General features: G+C 64.7%; 20 protein-coding genes. 8 read left to right on the top strand and 12 right to left on the bottom strand.

The genetic code is table 11. From position 1 onward, the window contains the following. Positions 1 to 93 precede the first annotated feature (93 nt). Positions 94 to 2,937, top strand: a complete 2,844-nt coding sequence (locus ACOZJV_RS07290; protein WP_201130490.1) for a TonB-dependent receptor — start codon at positions 94 to 96, stop codon at positions 2,935 to 2,937. 5 nt (positions 2,938 to 2,942) lie between these two features. Here ACOZJV_RS07290 and ACOZJV_RS07285 read toward each other — a convergent pair whose 3' ends face one another. The 5 genes from ACOZJV_RS07285 to ACOZJV_RS07265 all read right to left on the bottom strand — a co-directional run bounded on the left by ACOZJV_RS07285 (position 2,943) and on the right by ACOZJV_RS07265 (position 6,890). Next, positions 2,943 to 3,362 carry a hypothetical protein gene (locus ACOZJV_RS07285; protein ID WP_078472617.1) on the bottom strand — a complete coding sequence of 140 codons (420 nt, stop codon included), beginning with the start codon at positions 3,360 to 3,362 and terminating at the stop codon, positions 2,943 to 2,945. Between the two features lie 154 nt (positions 3,363 to 3,516). Then, a complete protein-coding gene (locus tag ACOZJV_RS07280; RefSeq protein WP_078472616.1) occupies positions 3,517 to 3,810 on the bottom strand; it encodes a YciI family protein in 294 nt (97 codons plus the stop codon). 59 nt (positions 3,811 to 3,869) lie between these two features. After that, on the bottom strand, positions 3,870 to 5,177 hold the full coding sequence (locus tag ACOZJV_RS07275) for an MFS transporter (protein WP_421547219.1): 1,308 nt from the start codon (positions 5,175 to 5,177) through the stop codon (positions 3,870 to 3,872). A 43-nt stretch (positions 5,178 to 5,220) separates the two neighbouring features. Continuing rightward, positions 5,221 to 6,000, bottom strand: coding sequence for an SDR family NAD(P)-dependent oxidoreductase (locus ACOZJV_RS07270; RefSeq protein WP_078472615.1), 780 nt, complete (start codon positions 5,998 to 6,000; stop codon positions 5,221 to 5,223). Continuing rightward, positions 5,997 to 6,890, bottom strand: coding sequence for a sugar phosphate isomerase/epimerase family protein (locus ACOZJV_RS07265; protein ID WP_421547218.1), 894 nt, complete (start codon positions 6,888 to 6,890; stop codon positions 5,997 to 5,999). The genes ACOZJV_RS07270 and ACOZJV_RS07265 overlap by 4 nt, the downstream gene beginning before the upstream one ends. Positions 6,891 to 7,019: 129 nt before the next feature. Between ACOZJV_RS07265 and ACOZJV_RS07260 the strand changes: the two genes are divergently transcribed. After that, positions 7,020 to 7,925: a LysR substrate-binding domain-containing protein gene (locus tag ACOZJV_RS07260; protein WP_078472613.1), complete on the top strand. Its 906-nt coding sequence runs from the start codon at positions 7,020 to 7,022 to the stop codon at positions 7,923 to 7,925. A 105-nt stretch (positions 7,926 to 8,030) separates the two neighbouring features. Next, entirely contained in the window at positions 8,031 to 8,873 is an 843-nt protein-coding gene (locus tag ACOZJV_RS07255; RefSeq protein ID WP_421547217.1) for an AraC family transcriptional regulator, read from the top strand. 86 nt (positions 8,874 to 8,959) lie between these two features. Here the strand turns inward: ACOZJV_RS07255 and ACOZJV_RS07250 are convergent, their stop codons facing one another. From ACOZJV_RS07250 to ACOZJV_RS07240, 3 genes are all read right to left on the bottom strand, one after another. Beyond that, on the bottom strand, positions 8,960 to 11,419 hold the full coding sequence (locus tag ACOZJV_RS07250) for a TonB-dependent siderophore receptor (protein WP_078472612.1): 2,460 nt from the start codon (positions 11,417 to 11,419) through the stop codon (positions 8,960 to 8,962). Between the two features lie 93 nt (positions 11,420 to 11,512). Beyond that, on the bottom strand, positions 11,513 to 12,481 hold the full coding sequence (locus tag ACOZJV_RS07245; RefSeq protein WP_421547216.1) for a FecR domain-containing protein: 969 nt from the start codon (positions 12,479 to 12,481) through the stop codon (positions 11,513 to 11,515). Further along, entirely contained in the window at positions 12,468 to 12,983 is a 516-nt protein-coding gene (locus ACOZJV_RS07240; RefSeq protein ID WP_078472610.1) for a sigma-70 family RNA polymerase sigma factor, read from the bottom strand. Before ACOZJV_RS07240 ends, ACOZJV_RS07245 begins: the two co-directional genes overlap by 14 nt. 224 nt (positions 12,984 to 13,207) lie before the next feature. On the opposite strand from ACOZJV_RS07240, the gene ACOZJV_RS07235 reads away from it, so the two are divergent. Both ACOZJV_RS07235 and ACOZJV_RS07230 read left to right on the top strand, forming a co-directional pair. After that, a complete protein-coding gene (locus tag ACOZJV_RS07235) occupies positions 13,208 to 13,531 on the top strand; it encodes a hypothetical protein (protein WP_078472609.1) in 324 nt (107 codons plus the stop codon). 37 nt (positions 13,532 to 13,568) lie between these two features. Further along, on the top strand, positions 13,569 to 14,504 hold the full coding sequence (locus ACOZJV_RS07230) for a hypothetical protein (protein ID WP_078472608.1): 936 nt from the start codon (positions 13,569 to 13,571) through the stop codon (positions 14,502 to 14,504). 138 nt (positions 14,505 to 14,642) lie between these two features. Here ACOZJV_RS07230 and ACOZJV_RS07225 read toward each other — a convergent pair whose 3' ends face one another. The 4 genes from ACOZJV_RS07225 to ACOZJV_RS07210 form a co-directional block, all read right to left on the bottom strand. Then, a complete protein-coding gene (locus ACOZJV_RS07225; protein ID WP_020298197.1) occupies positions 14,643 to 14,936 on the bottom strand; it encodes a hypothetical protein in 294 nt (97 codons plus the stop codon). Positions 14,937 to 15,029: 93 nt separating this feature from the next. Then, positions 15,030 to 15,236 carry a helix-turn-helix transcriptional regulator gene (locus ACOZJV_RS07220; protein WP_078472607.1) on the bottom strand — a complete coding sequence of 69 codons (207 nt, stop codon included), beginning with the start codon at positions 15,234 to 15,236 and terminating at the stop codon, positions 15,030 to 15,032. Beyond that, a complete protein-coding gene (locus ACOZJV_RS07215; RefSeq protein ID WP_078472606.1) occupies positions 15,233 to 15,607 on the bottom strand; it encodes a hypothetical protein in 375 nt (124 codons plus the stop codon). Before ACOZJV_RS07215 ends, ACOZJV_RS07220 begins: the two co-directional genes overlap by 4 nt. A 232-nt stretch (positions 15,608 to 15,839) precedes the next feature. Continuing rightward, entirely contained in the window at positions 15,840 to 16,262 is a 423-nt protein-coding gene (locus ACOZJV_RS07210) for a YybH family protein (protein WP_421547215.1), read from the bottom strand. Between ACOZJV_RS07210 and ACOZJV_RS07205 the strand changes: the two genes are divergently transcribed. Genes ACOZJV_RS07205 through ACOZJV_RS07195 form a run of 3 tightly spaced genes read left to right on the top strand, consistent with a single transcriptional unit; the run spans position 16,261 to position 18,209 of the window. Beyond that, positions 16,261 to 16,530 (top strand): hypothetical protein, encoded by a 270-nt coding sequence (locus ACOZJV_RS07205; protein WP_421547214.1) that lies wholly within the window; start codon positions 16,261 to 16,263, stop codon positions 16,528 to 16,530. The genes ACOZJV_RS07210 and ACOZJV_RS07205 overlap by 2 nt on opposite strands. 34 nt (positions 16,531 to 16,564) lie before the next feature. Then, a complete protein-coding gene (locus ACOZJV_RS07200; RefSeq protein WP_421547213.1) occupies positions 16,565 to 17,788 on the top strand; it encodes an MFS transporter in 1,224 nt (407 codons plus the stop codon). A gap of 7 nt (positions 17,789 to 17,795) precedes the next feature. Continuing rightward, a complete protein-coding gene (locus tag ACOZJV_RS07195) occupies positions 17,796 to 18,209 on the top strand; it encodes an NUDIX hydrolase (protein WP_421547212.1) in 414 nt (137 codons plus the stop codon). The last annotated feature ends 229 nt before the right edge of the window (positions 18,210 to 18,438 follow it).

The following is an 18,438-nucleotide window of genomic DNA, read 5'->3' as shown; positions in this document are numbered from 1 at the left end:
TTTTTTTCGTCGGGACGATAGTTTTTCAGATGTGCTTTGGCCTTTAGGTATTACCCACCGAAACAGGTGGGTCTCGACCCCTAGGAGCCCTGCATGATTTTCCCCGCCCGTGCCTTGTGCACTCACACCCTTGGCGTGCTTTTCCTCAGTGTGCAGCCGCTGTACAGCGTGGCGGCGTTCGCCGCTGCCGAGCGCCAGCACTACAGCATCGAGGCCGGCCCGCTGGATCAGGTGTTGTCGCGGTTTGGCGCCGAGGCCGGCATCAGCATGGCCGGCAGCGCGCTGCTCACGGCGGGCAAGACCAGCCCCGGGCTGCACGGGGATTTCAACCCGGAGGCGGGCTTGACCCAACTGTTGAGCGGGACCGGCCTGAGCTATCAGCGCCAGGCCGATGGCGGCTATGCCTTGCGCGTTGGCCAGGGGCAGGGCGCGGTGGTGCTGCCGGCGCAGCAGGTCAAGGGTGAAAACCCCGAGCAGGCCGAGGTCTACCGGGCGCCGCGCTCGTCGGTGTACATCTCCGGCGAAGACATGCAGCGCTTTGGTGTGGTCTCGGTGGGGGATGTGCTCAAGGGCCAGCCCGGGGTCCAGGTGGGCGACAGCCGCAATGGCGGCGGCCTGGATGTGAATATCCGCGGGATCCAGGGCCAGAGCCGGGTGGCGGTGACGGTGGACGGTTCGCAGCAGGCGCTGGATGTGTATCGCGGTTATGCCGGCACCCAGCAGCGCAGCTACATCGACCCGGACATGATCAGCGACATCAGCATCGACAAGGGCCCGAGCCTGACCTCCAGCGCCATCGGCGGCACGGTGAAGATGCGCACCCTGGGCGTCGGCGACATCCTCAAGGACGGCCAGAACATCGGCCTGCGCCTCAAGGGTGACGTCTGGAACAACGGCGTGGCCCCGGCCTCCCGTGACCCGCACTCCCGGACCGAAGACCTGTACTCGGAACCGCACCAGAGCCGGGGCGGCCTGTTTGGCTCCGAGGCGCAGGCCGGCAGCGCCGCGTTCGCCTATTCCCATGAACGGTTCGACGTGGTGGCAGCCTATGCCCACCGCAAGCAGGGCAACTATTTCTCCGGCAAAAAGGGCCAGGACCGCTACCGCACCTTTGACCGTTATGACCAGGAAGAAACCAGCGTGGCCACCACCTACAACGCTGGCGAAGAGGTGCTGAACTCGTCGGCCGAGACCGAGTCGTTCCTGCTCAAGACCACGATCCGCCCGGCGGACGACCACACCTTCGATTTCGGTTATCGCCGCTATGACGGACGCATCGGCGAGATCATGCCTTCGGATATTTTCCGCTTCGGCACCGGCGGCATTTATCAGTACCCCCTGGGCCATACCAAGATCGACACCTACACCGCGCGCTACAACTACCTGCCCTCGGGCAACCCGTTGGTGGACCTGACTGCCGACCTGTGGATGACCGACGCGCAAACCAGCCAGTTGACCTCATGGTCGGCACCGGCCTCCCAGGCTTTTCGTACCGACCGCGCCTGGAGCCGCCAGGCCAACCGCCGCACGGGCGGTGGCCTGGCCAACACCTCGCGGTTCGAGACCGGTTACGGCGACTTGAAACTGGACCTGGGCGGCTCGTTCCAGCTGGAGGAGCTGCGCCCGCAGAAGGGCGTGCTCACCACCCAGGACGATATCAACGCCAACCGCAGCTTGCGCGAGGGTTCCCGGCAGGAGTTCAGCTTCAACGGCAAGCTGGAGTACAAGCCACTGGACCAACTGACACTGTGGGGGGGCGGGCGATACACCCATTTTCGCAGCAAGGATCAGGTCGCCCAGGCGACGGCGCGCAAGGAGGTGCGCGAGCACAAGTACGTGACGGTCAACAAGCCCGGTGACTATGGCTACCTGATGTGGTTCCCGGACCAGAACGGCCTGTACACCGACGCCACCGACCCTCGCCTGAACAACGGGATCGTCTTCAACAACACCAACTACCCGTTCGAGGGCACGCCCTATAACCAATACGGCGCGACCGATACCGACGTCGGCGACGCTCAAGTGGGCAGCGTGGTCAGCGGTTATAACTATTCCGGCAAGGACAGCAACAGTGGCGGCGCCTTTGCCCCGGCCTTCGGCATCAACATCGAAGTGCTGCCGGACACCTTCGTCTATGCCTCCTACACCCAGGGTATTCGCATGCCTTCGTTGTTCGAAACCGGTCACGGCGTGCAGCAGACGACCCCCGGCAAGGGCCTGAAACCCGAGCGCTCGAGCAACTGGGAGATCGGTGCCAGCACCCTGCAAAAAGGCTTGCTGTTCGATGACGACTCGGCGGCGATCAAGCTGGCCTACTTCAACAACAGCATCAAGAACTACATCACCCGCTACTACGACCCGAGCCCGGGCCTGTGGGGCCTGATGCGCTTCAGCAACACCGACAGCTATAAAACCAGCGGCCTGGAACTGCAGACCCACTACGACGCCGGCCGGGTATTTGCCGACCTGTCATCCACCTACTACCTGAAGACCGAAACCTGCGACGCGGCCTTCGCCGCCACCCTGCGCGCCACCGCTAACCCCTACCAGAAAACCAGCGACACGCCGAACTGCACCCCGGGCAGTTTCATGGGCTCCTACACCAACACCCAGAACCCGCCGCGCTTCGCCGGCAACCTGACCACCGGCCTGCGCTTCTTCGACCAGAGCCTGACCCTGGGCACCCGCATCACTTACACCTCGGGGCCCACGGTGACCGCCGACAAACCGTGGCAGACCGGCGCCACCACGCCACAGCTGAACTACCGCGAAGTGGCGCTGTTCGATCTGTTCCTCAACTACAAGTTGCAGGAGCACGCCCAGCTCAATGTCTCGCTGCAAAACCTGACCGACCGCTATTACCTGGACCCGCTGGCGCAAAGTTTCATGCCGGCGCCCGGACGCACCCTGCGGGTGGGGCTGCAAGCCCGGTTCTAAGGCGATCAGGCCTGGGCGTTGACGCCGATCCGGGCCTGCAGCCAGTCCTGATACTGCGCCAGGCTGTCCGTCGCCAGATCGCCGTTTTTCGCGCTCAGGGTCTTGCCCTCCAGGCGCCCGATCTCCAGCAGGTACTGCAAGCCGTTGGCGATATGGGTGGCGTCGCTTTTGCCGAGGGACTGCACGTCGGGCAGTTCGACCTTGTTGCTGCTGGGATCGAAGGTCGCCCAGCTGGGGTTGGCGCGGTAACGGGCGGTCATCTCGGCCGTGGCTTTCTGGCTGTCGAGAAAGCTGGCGTCGAGTTGGGCCTGGAGTTGCGGCGTGGCGTTGGCGACCTCGATCCTGCCGGCCTTGAGGGTGCCGTTTTCCAGCGACTTTCTGAGGGCGTCGACAGCCGGCAATGAAAATGAACTGCTTCCGATCATGGTGGTGCTCCCTGGTTGGTATCCGTGGAGCTCAGCAAAACTCGGGCCATGGCGGCGCAGCCTTGCCCGGCAAGGGCGTGGCCTGGGCGCTGGGCGAGCAGGTGGCAGCGGCTTGCCGACATTGGTCAGGGCCTGCCGCCCGAGCGCTTCCCGCTTAAGCCCGGGGCGGCAGATTCAGCAGCCTGATCTCGAGGATTTCCACGGTTTCCCAGACCCGTTGCGTGATGTAGGGCTCGTCCTCAAGCCATTGGTCCAGTTCCGCGCGCCGGGCAAAACCCAGGTGCACGTTGGAGCCGATCATTTTGCCTTGGGGGTCCAGCAGTACGCCGCCGCCGAGCAGTCGGCCCTGGTCGGCGAGCTGTTGCAGGCGCTGCAGATGCTGTTCGCGGCAGGCCATGCGGCGTTCCAGGGCATCGTCATAGTCGTGGGCGATCAGGGCAAAGGGCATGGCGGTGTCTCCGAGGTGGGGGCGGGCACGGCAATCGCGCAGTACCCGCAGGTAGGGGATCAGGCGCGCTGGGCGAGCGCTGCGTGCGGGCGCTCGGCGGCAGGTTCGCTGGCCGGGCGTGAAAGCAGGGCAGCGATTGCGGCCACTAGGGCCAGGCCACCGATGAAGTAGCCCACGGGCAGCCAGGCATGGCCGTCGCCGAGCAGCGCATAACACACGCTTGGCGAGAAGCCGGCAACGATAAAGCTCAACTGGGTGGCCAGGCCGACGCCGGTGTAGCGCACGCGAATGCTGAACATCTCCGCGTAGAAGGACGGCCACAGGGCATTGGGGGCGCTGTAGACGATGCCTTTGAGCAACACGGTGCTGAAGATGATCAGCCCGATCTGGCCGGTGGTGATCGACCACAGGAACAGGAACACCCCGGCGCAGCAGGCCAGGGACCCCGCGGCGAAAATGCGCTTCTTGCCGATCCGGTCCGCCAGCAGGCCGAACAGCGGTTGGCAGACCAGGGCCACGACCTGGCTGGCGGCAATCGCCGAGAGCATGGACGCGCGGTCCACCTGCTGGTTATTGGTGGCCCAGGACAGGCCGAAGATAATCACCAGCGACGACACCGAGCAGATCAGGGCGCAACAGAACACCACGACAAAGGCGCGCCATTCCTTGCTGAACATCTCCAGCACCGGAATCTGCGAAGCGTCGTGTTTTTTCGCCATGAACTCGGGGCTCTCATCCACCCCACGGCGGATGATCCAGGTAATCGCCACCATCACCGCGCTCAGCAGGAACGGGATGCGCCATCCCCAGGCCAGCAGCTGTTCTTCAGACAGCATCGACAGCGGGATAAACACCGACGTGGCGAGGATCGAGCCCATAGAGGCGCCGTTGATCAACCAGCTGGTGTAGAACGCCTTGTTCTTGCCGGGTGCGTGTTCCATGGTCAGCAGGCTGGCCCCGACCTGTTCGCCTCCGGCGGACAGGCCTTGCAGCAACCGGCACAGCACCAGCAACGCCGGGGCCCAGGCGCCGATGCTGGCGTGGGTCGGCAGCAGGCCGATGGTGAAGGTCGCCAGGCCCATCAACAGCAGGGTCATCATCAGCACCTGCTTGCGCCCGAGGCGATCCCCCAGGTGCCCGAACAGCAGCGCGCCGATGGGCCGGGCGATGTAGCCGACGCCAAAGGTGGCAAGTGCCGCCAGGGTGCCGGCCATGGGGTCATCGGACGGGAAGAAGATTTTGTTGAAGACCAGCGCCGCCGCCGAGCCGTAAATGAAGAAGTCGTAATACTCGACCACGCTGCCGAGAAAACTGCCGAAGGCGGCCCGGCGGGCCATGCTCCGGTTGTCGGGTTGAGGGGTATTCATAAGCAACCTTTATTGTGATTGTGGTGGTTGAACCATGTGCTGCTCAGCGGGTGCCGAAGGGCGCCAGCTGGCTGCCGCCGCAGACATGAATGACTTCGGCGGTAATGAACGCAGCGTCGCTGGAAGCCAGGAACGAGGTGGTGTTGGCGATATCCTCGGGGGTGGTCAGGCGCTTGAGCGGGGTGTCGCCGATGGAGCTGTCGGCCATGCGCTGGAAGCTCTCGGCATCGCGCCCATCGAGGGTAAAGGCCGAGGGCAACAGCCCCGGGGCGATGGCATTGACCGTCACGTTGTGCGGCGCCAGCTCCCTGGCCATGGAGCGGGTCAGGCCCACCAGCCCGGCCTTGCACGCGACGTAGGCGGGCGGGCCGCCGGCGACCCAGCAGCGCGAGACGATATTGATCACCCGGCCGCTGGCCTGGGCCTGCCAGTACGGCGCGACCTTCTGGCACAGCAGGGCCGGGCCGCGCAGGTTCACCGCCAGCATGTGGTCCCATTGGGCGACGTCGAAGTCGTAGATCGAGCCCCGGTGGTTGACCGCCGCATTGTTCACCACCACATCGATGCGACCGAATGCGGCGCCGGCCTGGGCGACCATGGCGACGATCGACGACTCATCGCCGAGGTCGGCCTGAATCGCCAGGGCGCGCTGGCCCGGCTCCAGGTGCAGGGTTCGCAGCAGTCCCTGGGCGGCATCCAGGTTCAGGTCCACGGCGACCAGGTCCAGGCCGTCGCGGCACAGGCGCGTGCAAATGGCGCGGCCCAGTTCGCCGGCGGCACCGGTGACCAGGGCCACGCGGCGGTGAGTGTGGGGGCTGTTCATTGGCTGATGGCCTCGTGGCGGGAAGAGACGGCGGGCTCGTTGTCGAGCCCCATGTAGTGCCGGACCAGGGCCCGGTTGCGCGACAGTTTCTGCAGGTCGCTGTAGGTGCTTGAAAAGTCCTCGATCGACACCCAGTCGCTGAAGCCACTGGCGCGCAGGGTGGCGAGCATCGCCTGCAACGGCAGCACTCCTGCGTCGGGTGGGCACCAGTCCCACTGCCAGCCCTGGCCCGGGCCGAGGGGGCGGTAGGCGACGTTTTTGATCTGGACATGGGCCAGGTGCGGGCCCATCAGGTCCAGGGACAACTGCACATCCTCGCGGCCCTCGATGGCCAGGTTGCCGATGTCATAAATGATGCCCAGGTGCTGGTGCGGGTAGTGTTCGGCCACGCGCATGGCCAGGGATGGGCTGGAGCAGATGGTGCGCTGATGCACCTCCAGCACCAGGCGCACGCCCTGGGCCTGGGCCCGCGGCAGGATCTGGTCGAGGAAGCGGCGCATCCGGGCGTAGGCCTCGGGGTAGCGTTCGCCTTCATAGCCGGGGGCCCACAGCCGTAGCCGGGCCTGATCGGCGAGGGCGGCGAGGTCGATCATGCGCAGGGTCTGGTCAAGGTCGCCCACGGTCAGGTAAGGGCTGAGGCCAAACACCTTGAGGCCCAGGGCCTGGCAATGGCGCTGGATGCCCTCGATCGCCGCAGCGTTGGGAGCGATGGTGCAGCGGTTGTTGCTGCGGGCGTTCCAGGGTTGGCTCGGGTCGAGCGGGCGGGTATCTGCCACGCGCCACTCGACCCCCTGGTAACCCAGGCGGGCCAGTTCGTCTGCCAGCGCCTCGGGGCTGAGGCTGGGCAGGGACGCGCTGGAGGCGCCTAGTCGCGGCTCGGGGTGGGTCATGGAACGGGTCCTCGCAAGGTCAGTCGGTGAAGTCAGGAGGCATGCTAAATCAAAGATTTGGTTGATTAAATTGATATAAAATCCTCTGTTAATTAACCTGTGGGTTGACTAAAAAGGTGTGTTCTCGCCGTGAGCCAATCCTCGATCAACCTGCGTCATCTGCGTGTCTTTACCGCCGTAGTCAGCTCCGGCAGCCTGGTCACCGCCTCGAAACTGCTGCACATCACCCTTTCCGCCGTGTCCAAGAGCCTCAAGGAGCTCGAACAGGAGTTAGGGGTGCAGTTGCTGGTGCGGGGGCGCAAGGGGGTGCGCTTCACCGAAGCCGGGGAGGCCTTCCATAAACACGCGGCGCAGACCCTGGCCAGTTTCAACCAGGCCATGGACCCGACCCGGGTCGACACCCAGGCCCCGCAACTGCTGCGGGTCGGGGCGTTGCCCACGGCGGCCGGCTACATGCTGGCGCCGGTGGTGGCGCAGATGCGCGAGCGCTATCCCCAGGTGCGGATCCAGGTGCTGTCCGGGGTCTACGATTTTCTGGTGGGCAAGTTGCGCACCCATGACATCGACCTGATCGTCGGGCGCCTGATTGGTCGCGACATGCTCGGCGTGGCCTTTGAAGCGCTGTACGAAGAAGACCTGCTGCTGGTGGTTCGCCACGACCATCCCCTGGCCAAACGGGAACACCTGGTGCTGGATGACCTGCTGCCCTATGTGCTGCTGGCCTCGCCCCAAGGCACCCTGGTGCGCATCAGCGTGGATAATTTCCTGCTATCCAGCGGCGCCGCGAGTGGCTTCCAGATGCTCGAATCCCTGAGCGAAACCTTTTCCCGGGTCTACCTGCAGGATTACGACGCGGTCTGGTTCGTGCAGCGCGGGGTGGTCGACCTTGACCTGCGCCTGGGCGTGGTCCGCGCGCTGCCGTTTGCCAGTCCGCTGCTGCGGGCCCCGGTAGGCTTGACCACACCCACCGATCGCCCGCTCTCGGAAGCGGCCCGGCACTTCATCCAGTTGCTGCGTGACTGGCGCGCTCGATAAGCGCCGGGCGCGGGTGCTTGACGAGATTGAGCAACCCTCGCACGATATTTTTCGCTTCGGCCAAACCCATGGTTCTCAAGATGAGGTGCTTCGTTCGTGGTCATCATGGTTTCCCCTGACCTGGCACCGTCCTGGGACGTGGACAACATCCCGCGCCCGGTCAGTGCCCTGAGTGCGTCCCTGGTGTCCAGGGACTGGGAGCACGCCAGCCATCGGCATCGCAAGGCTCAGTTGCTGTATTCGCTGCGGGGCGTGCTCAAGTGCGAGGTGGACGGTGGGGTGTGGATCGTGCCCCCGCACTGCGCGGTCTGGATCCCTGGCGGGCTGGAGCATTCGGTACGCGGCTCGGGTGAGACCCACTGCTATTGCCTGTTCGTCGAGCCCGCTGCGGTCGCCGGCCTGCCCCAGGCCTGCTGCACGATCTCGGTGTCGCCGCTGCTGCGCGAGTTGCTGCTCAAGGCCGCGGGCTTTCCCCAGTTGTATCCGACCCAGGGCCGGGAGGCGCGCCTGATCGGCACCTTGCTCGACGAGTTGTGCGAGGCCCCGGTCGAAGACCTGCACCTGCCGATGCCCCAGGACCGGCGGCTGCGCCAGCTGGCGCAACTGCTTCTGGCCGACCCGTCTTGCAAGGCGACCCTCGGCGATTGGGCCAAGCGCATTGGCCTGAGCGAGCGCAGCATGAGCCGGCTGCTGATACAGCAGGTCGGCATGAGCTTCGGCCGCTGGCGCCGGCAGTTGCACATCATCCTGGCCTTGCAGCGCCTGACCCGGGGCGACAGCGTGCAGAGCGTGGCCCTGGAGCTTGGCTACGAGAGTGCGAGCGGTTTTGTCACCATGTTTCGCAAAGCCCTCGGCAAGCCACCGGCGCGTTACCTGTTCGAGCGGATGGCCACGGCCGAGCCGGCAGGCGAGGCGACCAGCGTGCCAGGGATCGTGCTGCGGTCCTGATTCTGATGGGATGAGGCCGCTTTCGGCACGGCGGCCATGGGCCGGCGGCAGACGCGGTTCGCGTCCGGCCACCGGTGCCAACGGTTTTAGAAGGTGCCGCGCAGGGTCACTGCGACGTTGCGCGGGTCGCCGTAGTAGTAACCGGTCGCGGTCGCGGCCACCTTCTTGTAGTAGTGCTTGTCGAAGATATTGTTGGCGTTGAGTTGCAGCGAGTACTGCTCGTTGAAGCGGTAGCCCAGCAGCGCGTTGTACACCGCATAGCCGCTTTGAGTGGCCTCGGCGCTGCCGTTGCGCGAGTAGATGTCGCTTTGTGCGCTGACCCCGCCACCGACGGTCCAGGCAGCGTATTCCCCCGGCAGGCGGTAGCTGGAGAACAGCTTCAACTGGCGCTTGGGGTCGGTGGAGCGCAGGACGTTACCGGTGTTGCCGACGGTGTCCTTGAGGTACTCGGTGGTGGTGTAGGTGTAGCCGCCGCTGACCTGCCAGCCGGGCAGCACTTCGCCGGACACTTCCAGCTCGACGCCGTCGCTGCGGTTCTTGCCGGCGGCGACCTTGCAATAACCGGCGGTGTAGTTGGGCGGGCAGGGGTTGGGACTGCTCAGGTCGTCCAGGGCATTGCCCACCTGGTTGATGCGGAACACCGCGAGCGAGGTGTTCAGGCGGCCGCCGTAGAACTCGCCCTTGAGCCCCATTTCATAGGCTTCGCCGGTGACTGGTTCGAGCACTGAGCCGGCGGCGTCGGTGGCGCTTTGCGGGTTGAAGATTTCGGTGTAGCTGCCGTACAGGCTGAAGTTCCGGTTCAGGTCGTAGATCAGCGCCGCGTAAGGCACCACTTGCTGATCGACACTGTATTGGCCGGAACTCTTGGTGTTGTTTTCCTGCTCGTAGTCGTACCAGTTCAGGCGCGCGCCGATGATTGCGGTCAGCGGGTCGGCCAGGGAAATGCGCCAGGTGGCGTGGGCCGCTTCCTGGGTGGTGCGGGTGCGCACCGGGTGCGCGGTGATATTGATCGAGGGCTCGGCCAGGCTGGTTTTCGGGTCCCACTGGCGGATGTCGAAGACCCCGGAGGTGACGAAGTTGGTGGCCGAGGCATAGGAGTCGTTGCGGATGCGTTCGACACCGACCATCAGCTCGTGCTCGCGGCCCAGCAGTTCGAAGGGGCCGTTGAGGGTGGCGCTGAGGTTGGTCTGCTGGCTTTCGCCGCCGTCGCCTTCGGTGACCTGGTAGTTCATCAGGTAGGGGTTGGTGGTGCTGGCGCGGGTGAAATAGGTCTGCTTGAAGCCGTTGTCGTCCAGCTCGAACTGGGTGCGGGTGGCCGACAGCTTGAGGGTCCAGTCGTTGTCGAAGTTGTGCTCCAGCTCGCCAAAGGTCTGCAGGTTGCTGCGGTTCCAGCGGTTCCAGTCGGCGCCCAGGTAAGTGCTGCGCGACAGCTTCAGCGGCGAGCCGTCGAAGTTGGCCGGCAGGCCGCCCCAGGACCCCGTGGCCTCAAGCTCGGTGTATTCGATGCCGGTGGTGAAGGTGGTGCGCTCGTCGAGGTCGGCGGCCAGGGCGCCGTAGAACACGTTCTTGCGTTCCATGCGGCTGTCCTGGAACGAGTCCTTGTCGTCGTGCACGGCAATCATCCGTCCCCGGATTGCGCCGTTGTCGGTGAGCGGGCCGGAGAGGTCGGCGACGTAGCGTTGCGCATCCCAGGAGCCGGCAGTGACCGTGGCCGAGGCCTGGAAGTCGCGAGTGGGGCGCTTGCGCACCAGGTTCACCGTACCCGACGGGTTGCCCGCGCCACGCAGCATGCCGGTGGCGCCGCGCAGGATTTCGGCGCGGTCGATGATCGCCGAGTCGCTCTGGATAAACGAACCGCCGCCGCTGCCCTGGACCACGGTGGCGCCGTCGTACTGGATGGCGTCGATCTGGTAGCCGCGCGAGTAGTAGGTGACCCGCTCGCTGTCGGTGTAGTCGACGACGATGCCCGGGGTCTGCTCCATCATGCTCGTCAGGTTGGTGATGTTCTGGTCGTCCAGGCGCTGGCGGGTCAGCACCGATACCGATTGCGGCGTGTGGCGCAGGGTTTGCGGCATCTTGCCGATGGTCACGGCGCCGGTGGTGTAGGAGCCGGAGTGCTCGGTGGTGGCGCCCAGGAGTTCGCTGGAGATGGTGGTCGCGCCCAGTTCCAGGGCGCCGCCGCTGGTGGTGGCCGGCACGAGGATAAAGCTGTTGGCCGACTGCTGCTGGATCTGCACGCCACTGCCCTGCAACAGCAGCGACAGCGCCTGGGCACTGTCGTGGGCGCCGCTGACGCCGCGGGTCTGTTTGCCTTGCAGGCTCGCGGCGTCATAGGACAGGTTCAGCCCGCCCTGGCGCGCCAGTTGTTCCAGGGCCTGGTCCAGGGGACCGGGGGCGATGTTCCAGGTGCGGGCCTGTTGCGCGGTTGCGGGTTGCTCGGCACGTGCCAGCGCGGGCAGACCGGCGCTGGCCATGGCCAGGCCGAACAGGGCGCCACGAATGGCACGCTGCAGCGGGTCGGGTTGAGCAACGCTTGGGTGAATCATTCGGAACTCCTGCGGAAGAAGGGGGCGAAAATTGCCTTTATTCCTACAGGCCGAACGCGAATGAGAAAGTACCTCATTTATCTGTGAAAAATTTCAACTCGCTGAAACACTGACCCAATAGCGGGTGCGGTAGTCGACCCGGACCGGCAGGGTTTTCGCGATCAGGGCGAGGATCTGGTCGGTGTCGGCCAGTTGATAGGTGCCGGACACCTTCACCCTGGCGACCTCTTCGGCGCAGCGCAGCAAGCCCGGGCGATAACGCGAGAGTTCGGCGATGAACTCGCCCAGTGGCATCTGCTGCACGCTCAGCACGCCTTCGCTCCAGCCCCAGGGATCGCCATGGGTGATCGCCGGCCGCACCTGGCCGCTGGCGCTGAGCAGCAACTGTTCGCCGGGGGCGGCTATGCGTAGGGCGCGGCCGCTGGCGGCATACAGCATCACATCGCCGCGACGCACGGCGAGTACCGTGTCTTCGCCCCGTTGGCGCACCAGCAGGTGGGCGTTCAGGGCCTGGAGCATGCCGTCGCGGGTGATCACCCGCAACGGACGCGGATCCTTGCCGGTGTCGATCGCCACTTCGCCCTGGACCAGGCTCAGGTTGCGCAACTGTTTGTCAAAGCGCAGGTCGATGGCGCTGGCGGTGTTGAGCTGGATTTTTGCACCGTCGGCGGTGTGGTAGGTGCGGCGCTCGCCGGTGGCGGTGTGACGGTCGGCCAGCAACGAGGGCAGCCCGAGCTGTTCGCGTCCGACCCAGCCCAGGCTGCCGACGGCGCACAGCACGCCCAGCAGCTTGAGGCTGTGTCGGCGGCTGGTGTGGTGGCTGGTGTGGTGGCGCTGGGTGCCTTCCAGGGTACGCCGGCTGAGGTCGCGGGGCAGACCGCTGAACTCATCGCACATGGCCTCGACCTGGGTCCAGGCCAGGGCGTTATGCGGGTGCTGCTGCAACCAGTGCTGGAACCCTTGTTCGGTTTCGGCGCTGGGTGGGTTGTAGCGCCGTTGCACCAGCCATTCGATGGCCTGTTCGACGTGGGCCTGGCCCGGGCTGATTTCAGGACTGTGCATAGCGCCACCGGTAGCAGGTTGCCATGGCCTTGGCCAGGTCGCGCTCGACGGTGGCGCGGGAGATGCCCAGGTGCTCGGCGATGGTCTTGCAGCTCATGTCATCGAGTTGGGCATGCAGGAACACCTGGCGCACTCGTGGCTTGAGCAGCATCAGCAGTTGATCGAGACGCTCCAGGGTGTCGAGGATCACCCAGCGCTGTTCTTCCGACGGCGCTTCGCTGGGCGGCATCAGCGCCAGGCTTTCGAGGTAGGCCTGCTCCAGGGCACGGCGCCGGTACTGATCGATCATCAGCCCGCGAGCGATGCTGCTCAGGTACGCCCGGGGCTCCTTGAGCGGGTGCGCATGGCTCGCCTTGAGCAGGCGCACAAAGGTGTCCTGGGCCAGGTCCGCGGCATTGGCATGGCAGCCGACGCGACGGCGCAACCAGGTCGTGAGCCAGGAATGGTGGGAGCGATAGAGCAGGTCCACTTCAGAGGAATTCAGGGTGTCTCTCGTGTGCATCGTGGATCGGGTCCTGCCCCAGGGGGTTGTTATTGAAAATCGTTCTCATCTTATGCGTTCGCTGCCTGATAACGCAATTAGCAATCGTTCGCTATTTCGCTGTTTGGCTGACCATTGGTCGACTTCGCGGGGGCGGGCCAGAGGCTCGCAGAGCGGCTGCTTTCTGCTAATGTCGCCGCCAGTTATTCTCCGCCCACCCGCGCCGACCCAAGGACGACCCCTCGATGGCCTACGAAATTCATATCCTCAGAACCGCCGACGCGGGCGAGATCAGTCTGCAAGAGTGGCACGCGCTATGTGCCGCCGACCCCTCGCTGGAGCTGCAGGAGCAACTGGTCGGAATCAACCCTCGCACCGGTGAAACCATCGTTCTCGGTGAGACCGATGCGGCGTCCTGGCGGTCTCCGGTGAGCGGTGATGAGTACCTGTTCGACTATCGCCGCGGGCGCATTTCGTTTGTGCATGACGATGAACTGATCATCAAGGCCAAGGACATTGCCCGCGCCCTCGGTGCCCGGGTCGAGGGCGACGAAGGCGAAGCGTACTGAGGCGAAGGCCGTCACCGATCACACAGGAGCCCTGAAAATGTCAGCTCAGCTTGCGACTCGCGGTTATCAGCAACTTCTGCAATTGCAGCAGCGAATCCATCAATTCACGGTGGCTGCCGCCGAAGAACTGGAGGCCGATTTTGCCCGCCACGACACACCGCTTTACGTCGGCACCCTGCAATACCTGGCCCTGGCTCCGCTGCACGGTGGGCTGCACGTCGAGTTTTATGGCGAGGTGTATGACGAGCCCCTGTTCTGGACGCTGGAGTGCCTGAGCCGACAAGAGGTGGCGGATACCCTGGTGTCCCTGACCTTCACCGGCCCCGACTCGGGCGCCAATGGCACCCGTGAATGGGAATTCACGTCCTTGCTCAACAGCGATGTGCGCTTTCCCGCGTTGCGCTCCCTGGTCATCAGCCCGACCGAGCCGCAGCACCATAACGCGTCACTGATCCAGCGCGCCGGCAGCATCATGGAGGAGGGTGGCGAAGTCGCGCGCTTTTGCGCCAAGGCGCCGAACCTGACCCAGCTGGTGCTGCCCAACTCGCCCAACCGCGATTTTTTCCAGGTGCCGTTGCCGCAGTTGGCGACGTTGCGGATCGGCGGTAATTTCGACACCCAGCAATTCATCGACAACCTGGCAGCCTCGAGCAATCTGCCCAATCTGCGGTTGCTCGACTTCACCGAATCCACCGAACTGCAAAGTACCTGGGCCGACGTGCGCGAGGATGGCCTGGTGACCCGCTTTTCGTCCTATCAGGCATTGTTTGCCAGCCCGGTCTGCGACGTGCTGCGAGTCCTGGTGCTGCGCAACAGTTGCTTGAGCCTGGAGCAGTTGCAGGCCCTCAACGCCTTGCGGCCGAATCTGCAATTCCAGGTGGTACAGGCGACCCATGGTGGCTATGTCAGCCATTTCGCCCGGGATGTCTTCCCTTGGCGGCACCTGGTGCAGGCGGATCCGGGGCAACGCTGAGGATCAAGCCTACGGCAGCGGCTACAGAAGACCCGTAGCCGCTGCCGAGCCCGTGACGCTGCGCAGTCCCTTGCAACCGCTCACTATCCTGCGATGGATCGTGGTGCCTATTCCGGACGGCGCAACCGTTGATGGCGTTCAATCGAACTGGGTAAAAAACTCGCCGGAGATCAGGTCCTGCAAAAACTGCTTTTGATCGGCCGTCACCAGGCTGCGTGGGGAATAGCCGTGTTCGTCGGGGGGCGCGAGCAGGCGTGCCTGGGTTTCTTCGGCGACTTGCGCCAGCGCGGCTTTTTCCGCGTCGGACATGATCGCGAAGTAGTCGGGCATGGACTCCTGCAGGCGGATGGCGAAGTCCGGGTCGAGGTAGTCGTCGTCGGTAAACATCAGGTGCCAGATGTAATCGAAAGCCAGGTTGGCGAGGGTTTTCATGGGGTGTGGCGTCCTTGCGGGGGCGAGGTGCGCTCAACGAAGGTTGAGCGCGTTGATCCTGTAGCGGTGGGCAGTTTAGGCCCGCGGGCAAAATCAATCCTGACTCTGAAAGCCATCATCGAAAATAGTTTCGATCGGCAACTGAAATACCCGTGCAATCTGGAACGCCAATGGCAGGCTCGGATCGTAGCGGCCGTTTTCGATGGAGTTGATGGTTTGCCGCGAGACATCCAGCAGTTCGGCCAGGTCGGCCTGTGACCACTTGCGCTCGGCGCGCAGTTCCTTGAGTTGGTTTTTCATTGATAGCGATGGCTGGCGAGGCGCAGGCCTACCATCCACATCACGCCCATTACCGGCCATACCCACAGCCAGGAGATGTGCGGGAAACCGACATTTTCCAGAAACCCATAGCTGAAGGTCAGCAGCGCGGAGGCGGCAAAGGCAAAGCCCAGGGCTTCGAACTGGATCCGCAGGTGCATTTCGTCCAGGCGCCGCAACTGGCGCACGATCGCCCAGCACATCAGCCCGGCCGGCACCACCGGGGTCAGGGTGATGATGATGCGCAGCGCCATGCTGAAGTCCTCGGGGCGCCGCAGCAGGATCAGCGAACTGACCAATGCCAGCGCATAGAGGCCCAGGGAGGCGGCCATTTCGTAGTAGTAGCGTTTCATCCGTGTACTCCTGTATGTAAAACGTCCTTTACATGATTATGCAGTTTTGTGCGGATGTAAAGCTCGCTTTACATGGGCGATTCAGGAGCGAGATGCTCGCGAGGCGGACAGCCCGCCGGGGCGGTGGCTGCAATCGTATAAGGGGAGCATCAGGTCGGCCGCACGCTGCGACTGACGGAGTTACCGATACAGCTACGTGGACAGCCCGCGCAGCTGTATCGACAACCCTCAGTCAGAGAGCGTCGCTTGGGCTGCTTTCTCCGCCCAGCAGGTCGGTGCCGTAGGAGTTGTCGACCACGCACAGCCACCGGCCCGCGATGTGGCGGAACACATAGGTGGCGCGCCGGGTGATTTCGCTGCTGGCCCCTGCCGGGTCGGTGGTGTGCAGCAGGGTTTCCATGATCACCAGCGCCACGTCGCCGCCTTCGATCACCTGCATCTGGCCCTGGGTCACGTGGATGCTGTGGTTGAAGTGCTCGGCGATGGCGACAAACGCCCGGCGGATAGCTTCTTTGCCGGTGACGTTGAGGCCAGGCTTGACCACCAGGGTGGCGTCGTCGGCGTAGAAGTCCATCAGGGCGTCGAAGTCTTCGGCGTTGATCGCCCGGTCGGCGGCTTCGATGGTTTGCTGCAACAGGTGCTGGGTGCTGTTCATGCTTGCTCTCCTGGGGTGGACGCCGGGCCAGGCAGGAATGAAAAACCCGCCTGGGGAGGCGGGTCTGGTGCTGATTAAAGCGCTATCCCACCGACTGGTCAGCGGTGGTAATAATCAGGCGGTGTACAGCTGGGCGTTGAAAATTCATGGCCGAAACTTGGCAGACACGGCAGCAGAGATCAACCACCCGCGCGCTTTATTTCTCCGCGCGCAGGCCCAGCAAAGACCATCGGCCGATCTAGGCGAGGGTCGATATTTACTGATTTAATGCCGCAGCCCTTTCAATACAGCGCTTCCCCGCCATGAATAATTCCCAAGCCCAGGTCGCTGCCGGCGAGCCGCCCTCCACGGATGCAGCGGTGCGTCGCCGCTCATTGTTCGCCGGCTGCGGTGCCCACGCGGTGCACGATGGTCTCACTGATCTGATCTATGTCCTGCTGCCGATCTGGCAGGCGCAATTCGGCCTGAGCTTCGCCCAGGTCGGGCTGTTGCGCGGTGCCTACTCGGGGATGATGGCCGGCTTTCAGTTGCTGGCCAGTCGCGCGGCGCGACGTTGGGGCCGTGAGCGGATGCTGGTGGGCGGCACGGCCCTGGCCGGTCTGGCCTATCTGCTGGCGGGGCAGGCCGGGGGCTTGAGCGTGTTGTTCCTGGCCTTGCTGCTGGGCGGGCTGGGGGCGAGTACCCAGCACCCCCTGGCGTCGTCGCTGATCACCGATACCCATGAAGCGGGCGGTGGGGTCAAGCAAGCGTTGTCGCAATACAACTTCGCCGGCGACATCGGCAAGACCCTGATCCCGGGCCTGGTCGGCCTGTTGCTGACGGTGCTCAGCTGGCGCGCGAGCGTCACGCTGATGGGCCTGCTGGGCCTGGCTGCCGCCGGCCTGTTGTGGTGGCTGATTCCGTCCCGGGCGGCCACGTCCTCCATGGCGGCCAAGGTGCCGAAGGCGGTCGTCGGCCAGGGCTCGGCCAGCGGGCTGCGGGCGCTGATTCTCACCGGCACCCTGGACAGTGCGGTGCGCATGGGTTTCCTGACCTTCCTGCCATTTTTGCTGCAAGCCAAGGGTGCCGGCACCGCGGGCATCGGGCTGGCGCTGACCCTGCTGTTTGTCGGCGGTGCCTTCGGCAAGTTGCTGTGCGGTTACCTGGGGGCGCGCATCGGCATGATGAAAACCGTGTGGCTCACCGAGTTCAGCACCGCGCTGTTGATCGTGCTCGCGGTGTACCTGCCGCTGTTTGGCCTGATGCTGATGCTGCCGTTGCTCGGGCTGGCGCTCAATGGCACCTCGTCGGTGCTGTACGGCGCGGTGCCGGACCTGGCGGGCGCCGGCAAGCGCGAGCAGGCGTTCGCGATTTTCTACACCGGCACCATCGGCGGCGGGGCGCTGGCACCGGTGCTGTTTGGCAGGCTGGGCGACCTGACCGGTGTGCCGGATGCGGTGATGCTGCTGGCGGCGACCTTGCTGCTGACGCTGCCGCTGTCGTGGTTCGTGCAGCGCGGTCTGGATCGGGATGGGGCGCGGGCTTGAGGTGTGCATGTCACGAATAGATAAAGCCTGCCCCGTGGTGCTGCGGCATGCCGCGGCGTTGCAGGTCCTGGCCTTTGCCCACCCCCTGGCGGGCTTGCAGCTGGTCAAGGGCAGCCTCGAACCGGGCGAAGCCAGTGCGGTCGCGGCGGTCCGGGAGCTGGCGGAAGAGGCGGGGATAAAGGGCGAAGTGATCGCTGACCTGGGACTCTGGGTTGCCCCCCAGACCGGCCAGCGCTGGGCGTTCCATCAGTGTCGGGTTGCACCTGACCTGCCTGACACCTGGACGCACTTTGCCGCAGACGACGGTGGCCATAAATTCAGATTCTTTTGGCATCCCCTGGCCAGTGAGCCGTCTGCGCAGTGGCATCCCTTGTTCCAGGGCGCCTTGGCCTTTCTGCGTCAGCGCCTGGGGCCCATCTAGGCTCGCAGGCGCCCGCCTGCTATTTAGCTCGCGTCCGGCGGGTGATAGGAGGCGAACCGTTGCCGGTGCTGGACGGTTAGCGCGCAGGCGCCGGGGTGCGCCTGGGTGCCTGGCGATTGCCAGCTGCGGCGTTCGCCGCTGTAGGTGTGGATCACTTCGGCGCTGTCCCAGAACAGCTGTTGCAGCAGGCTTTCGAACTCAACCAGCCAGTCATCCTCGAAACGCCAGG

The sequence above is a fragment of the Pseudomonas sp. QD4 genome, from assembly GCF_049199125.1.
GTDB lineage: Bacteria > Pseudomonadota > Gammaproteobacteria > Pseudomonadales > Pseudomonadaceae > Aquipseudomonas.
Note: the sequence above shows the minus strand (reverse complement) of the source record. Positions and strands in the feature narration are given on the sequence as shown.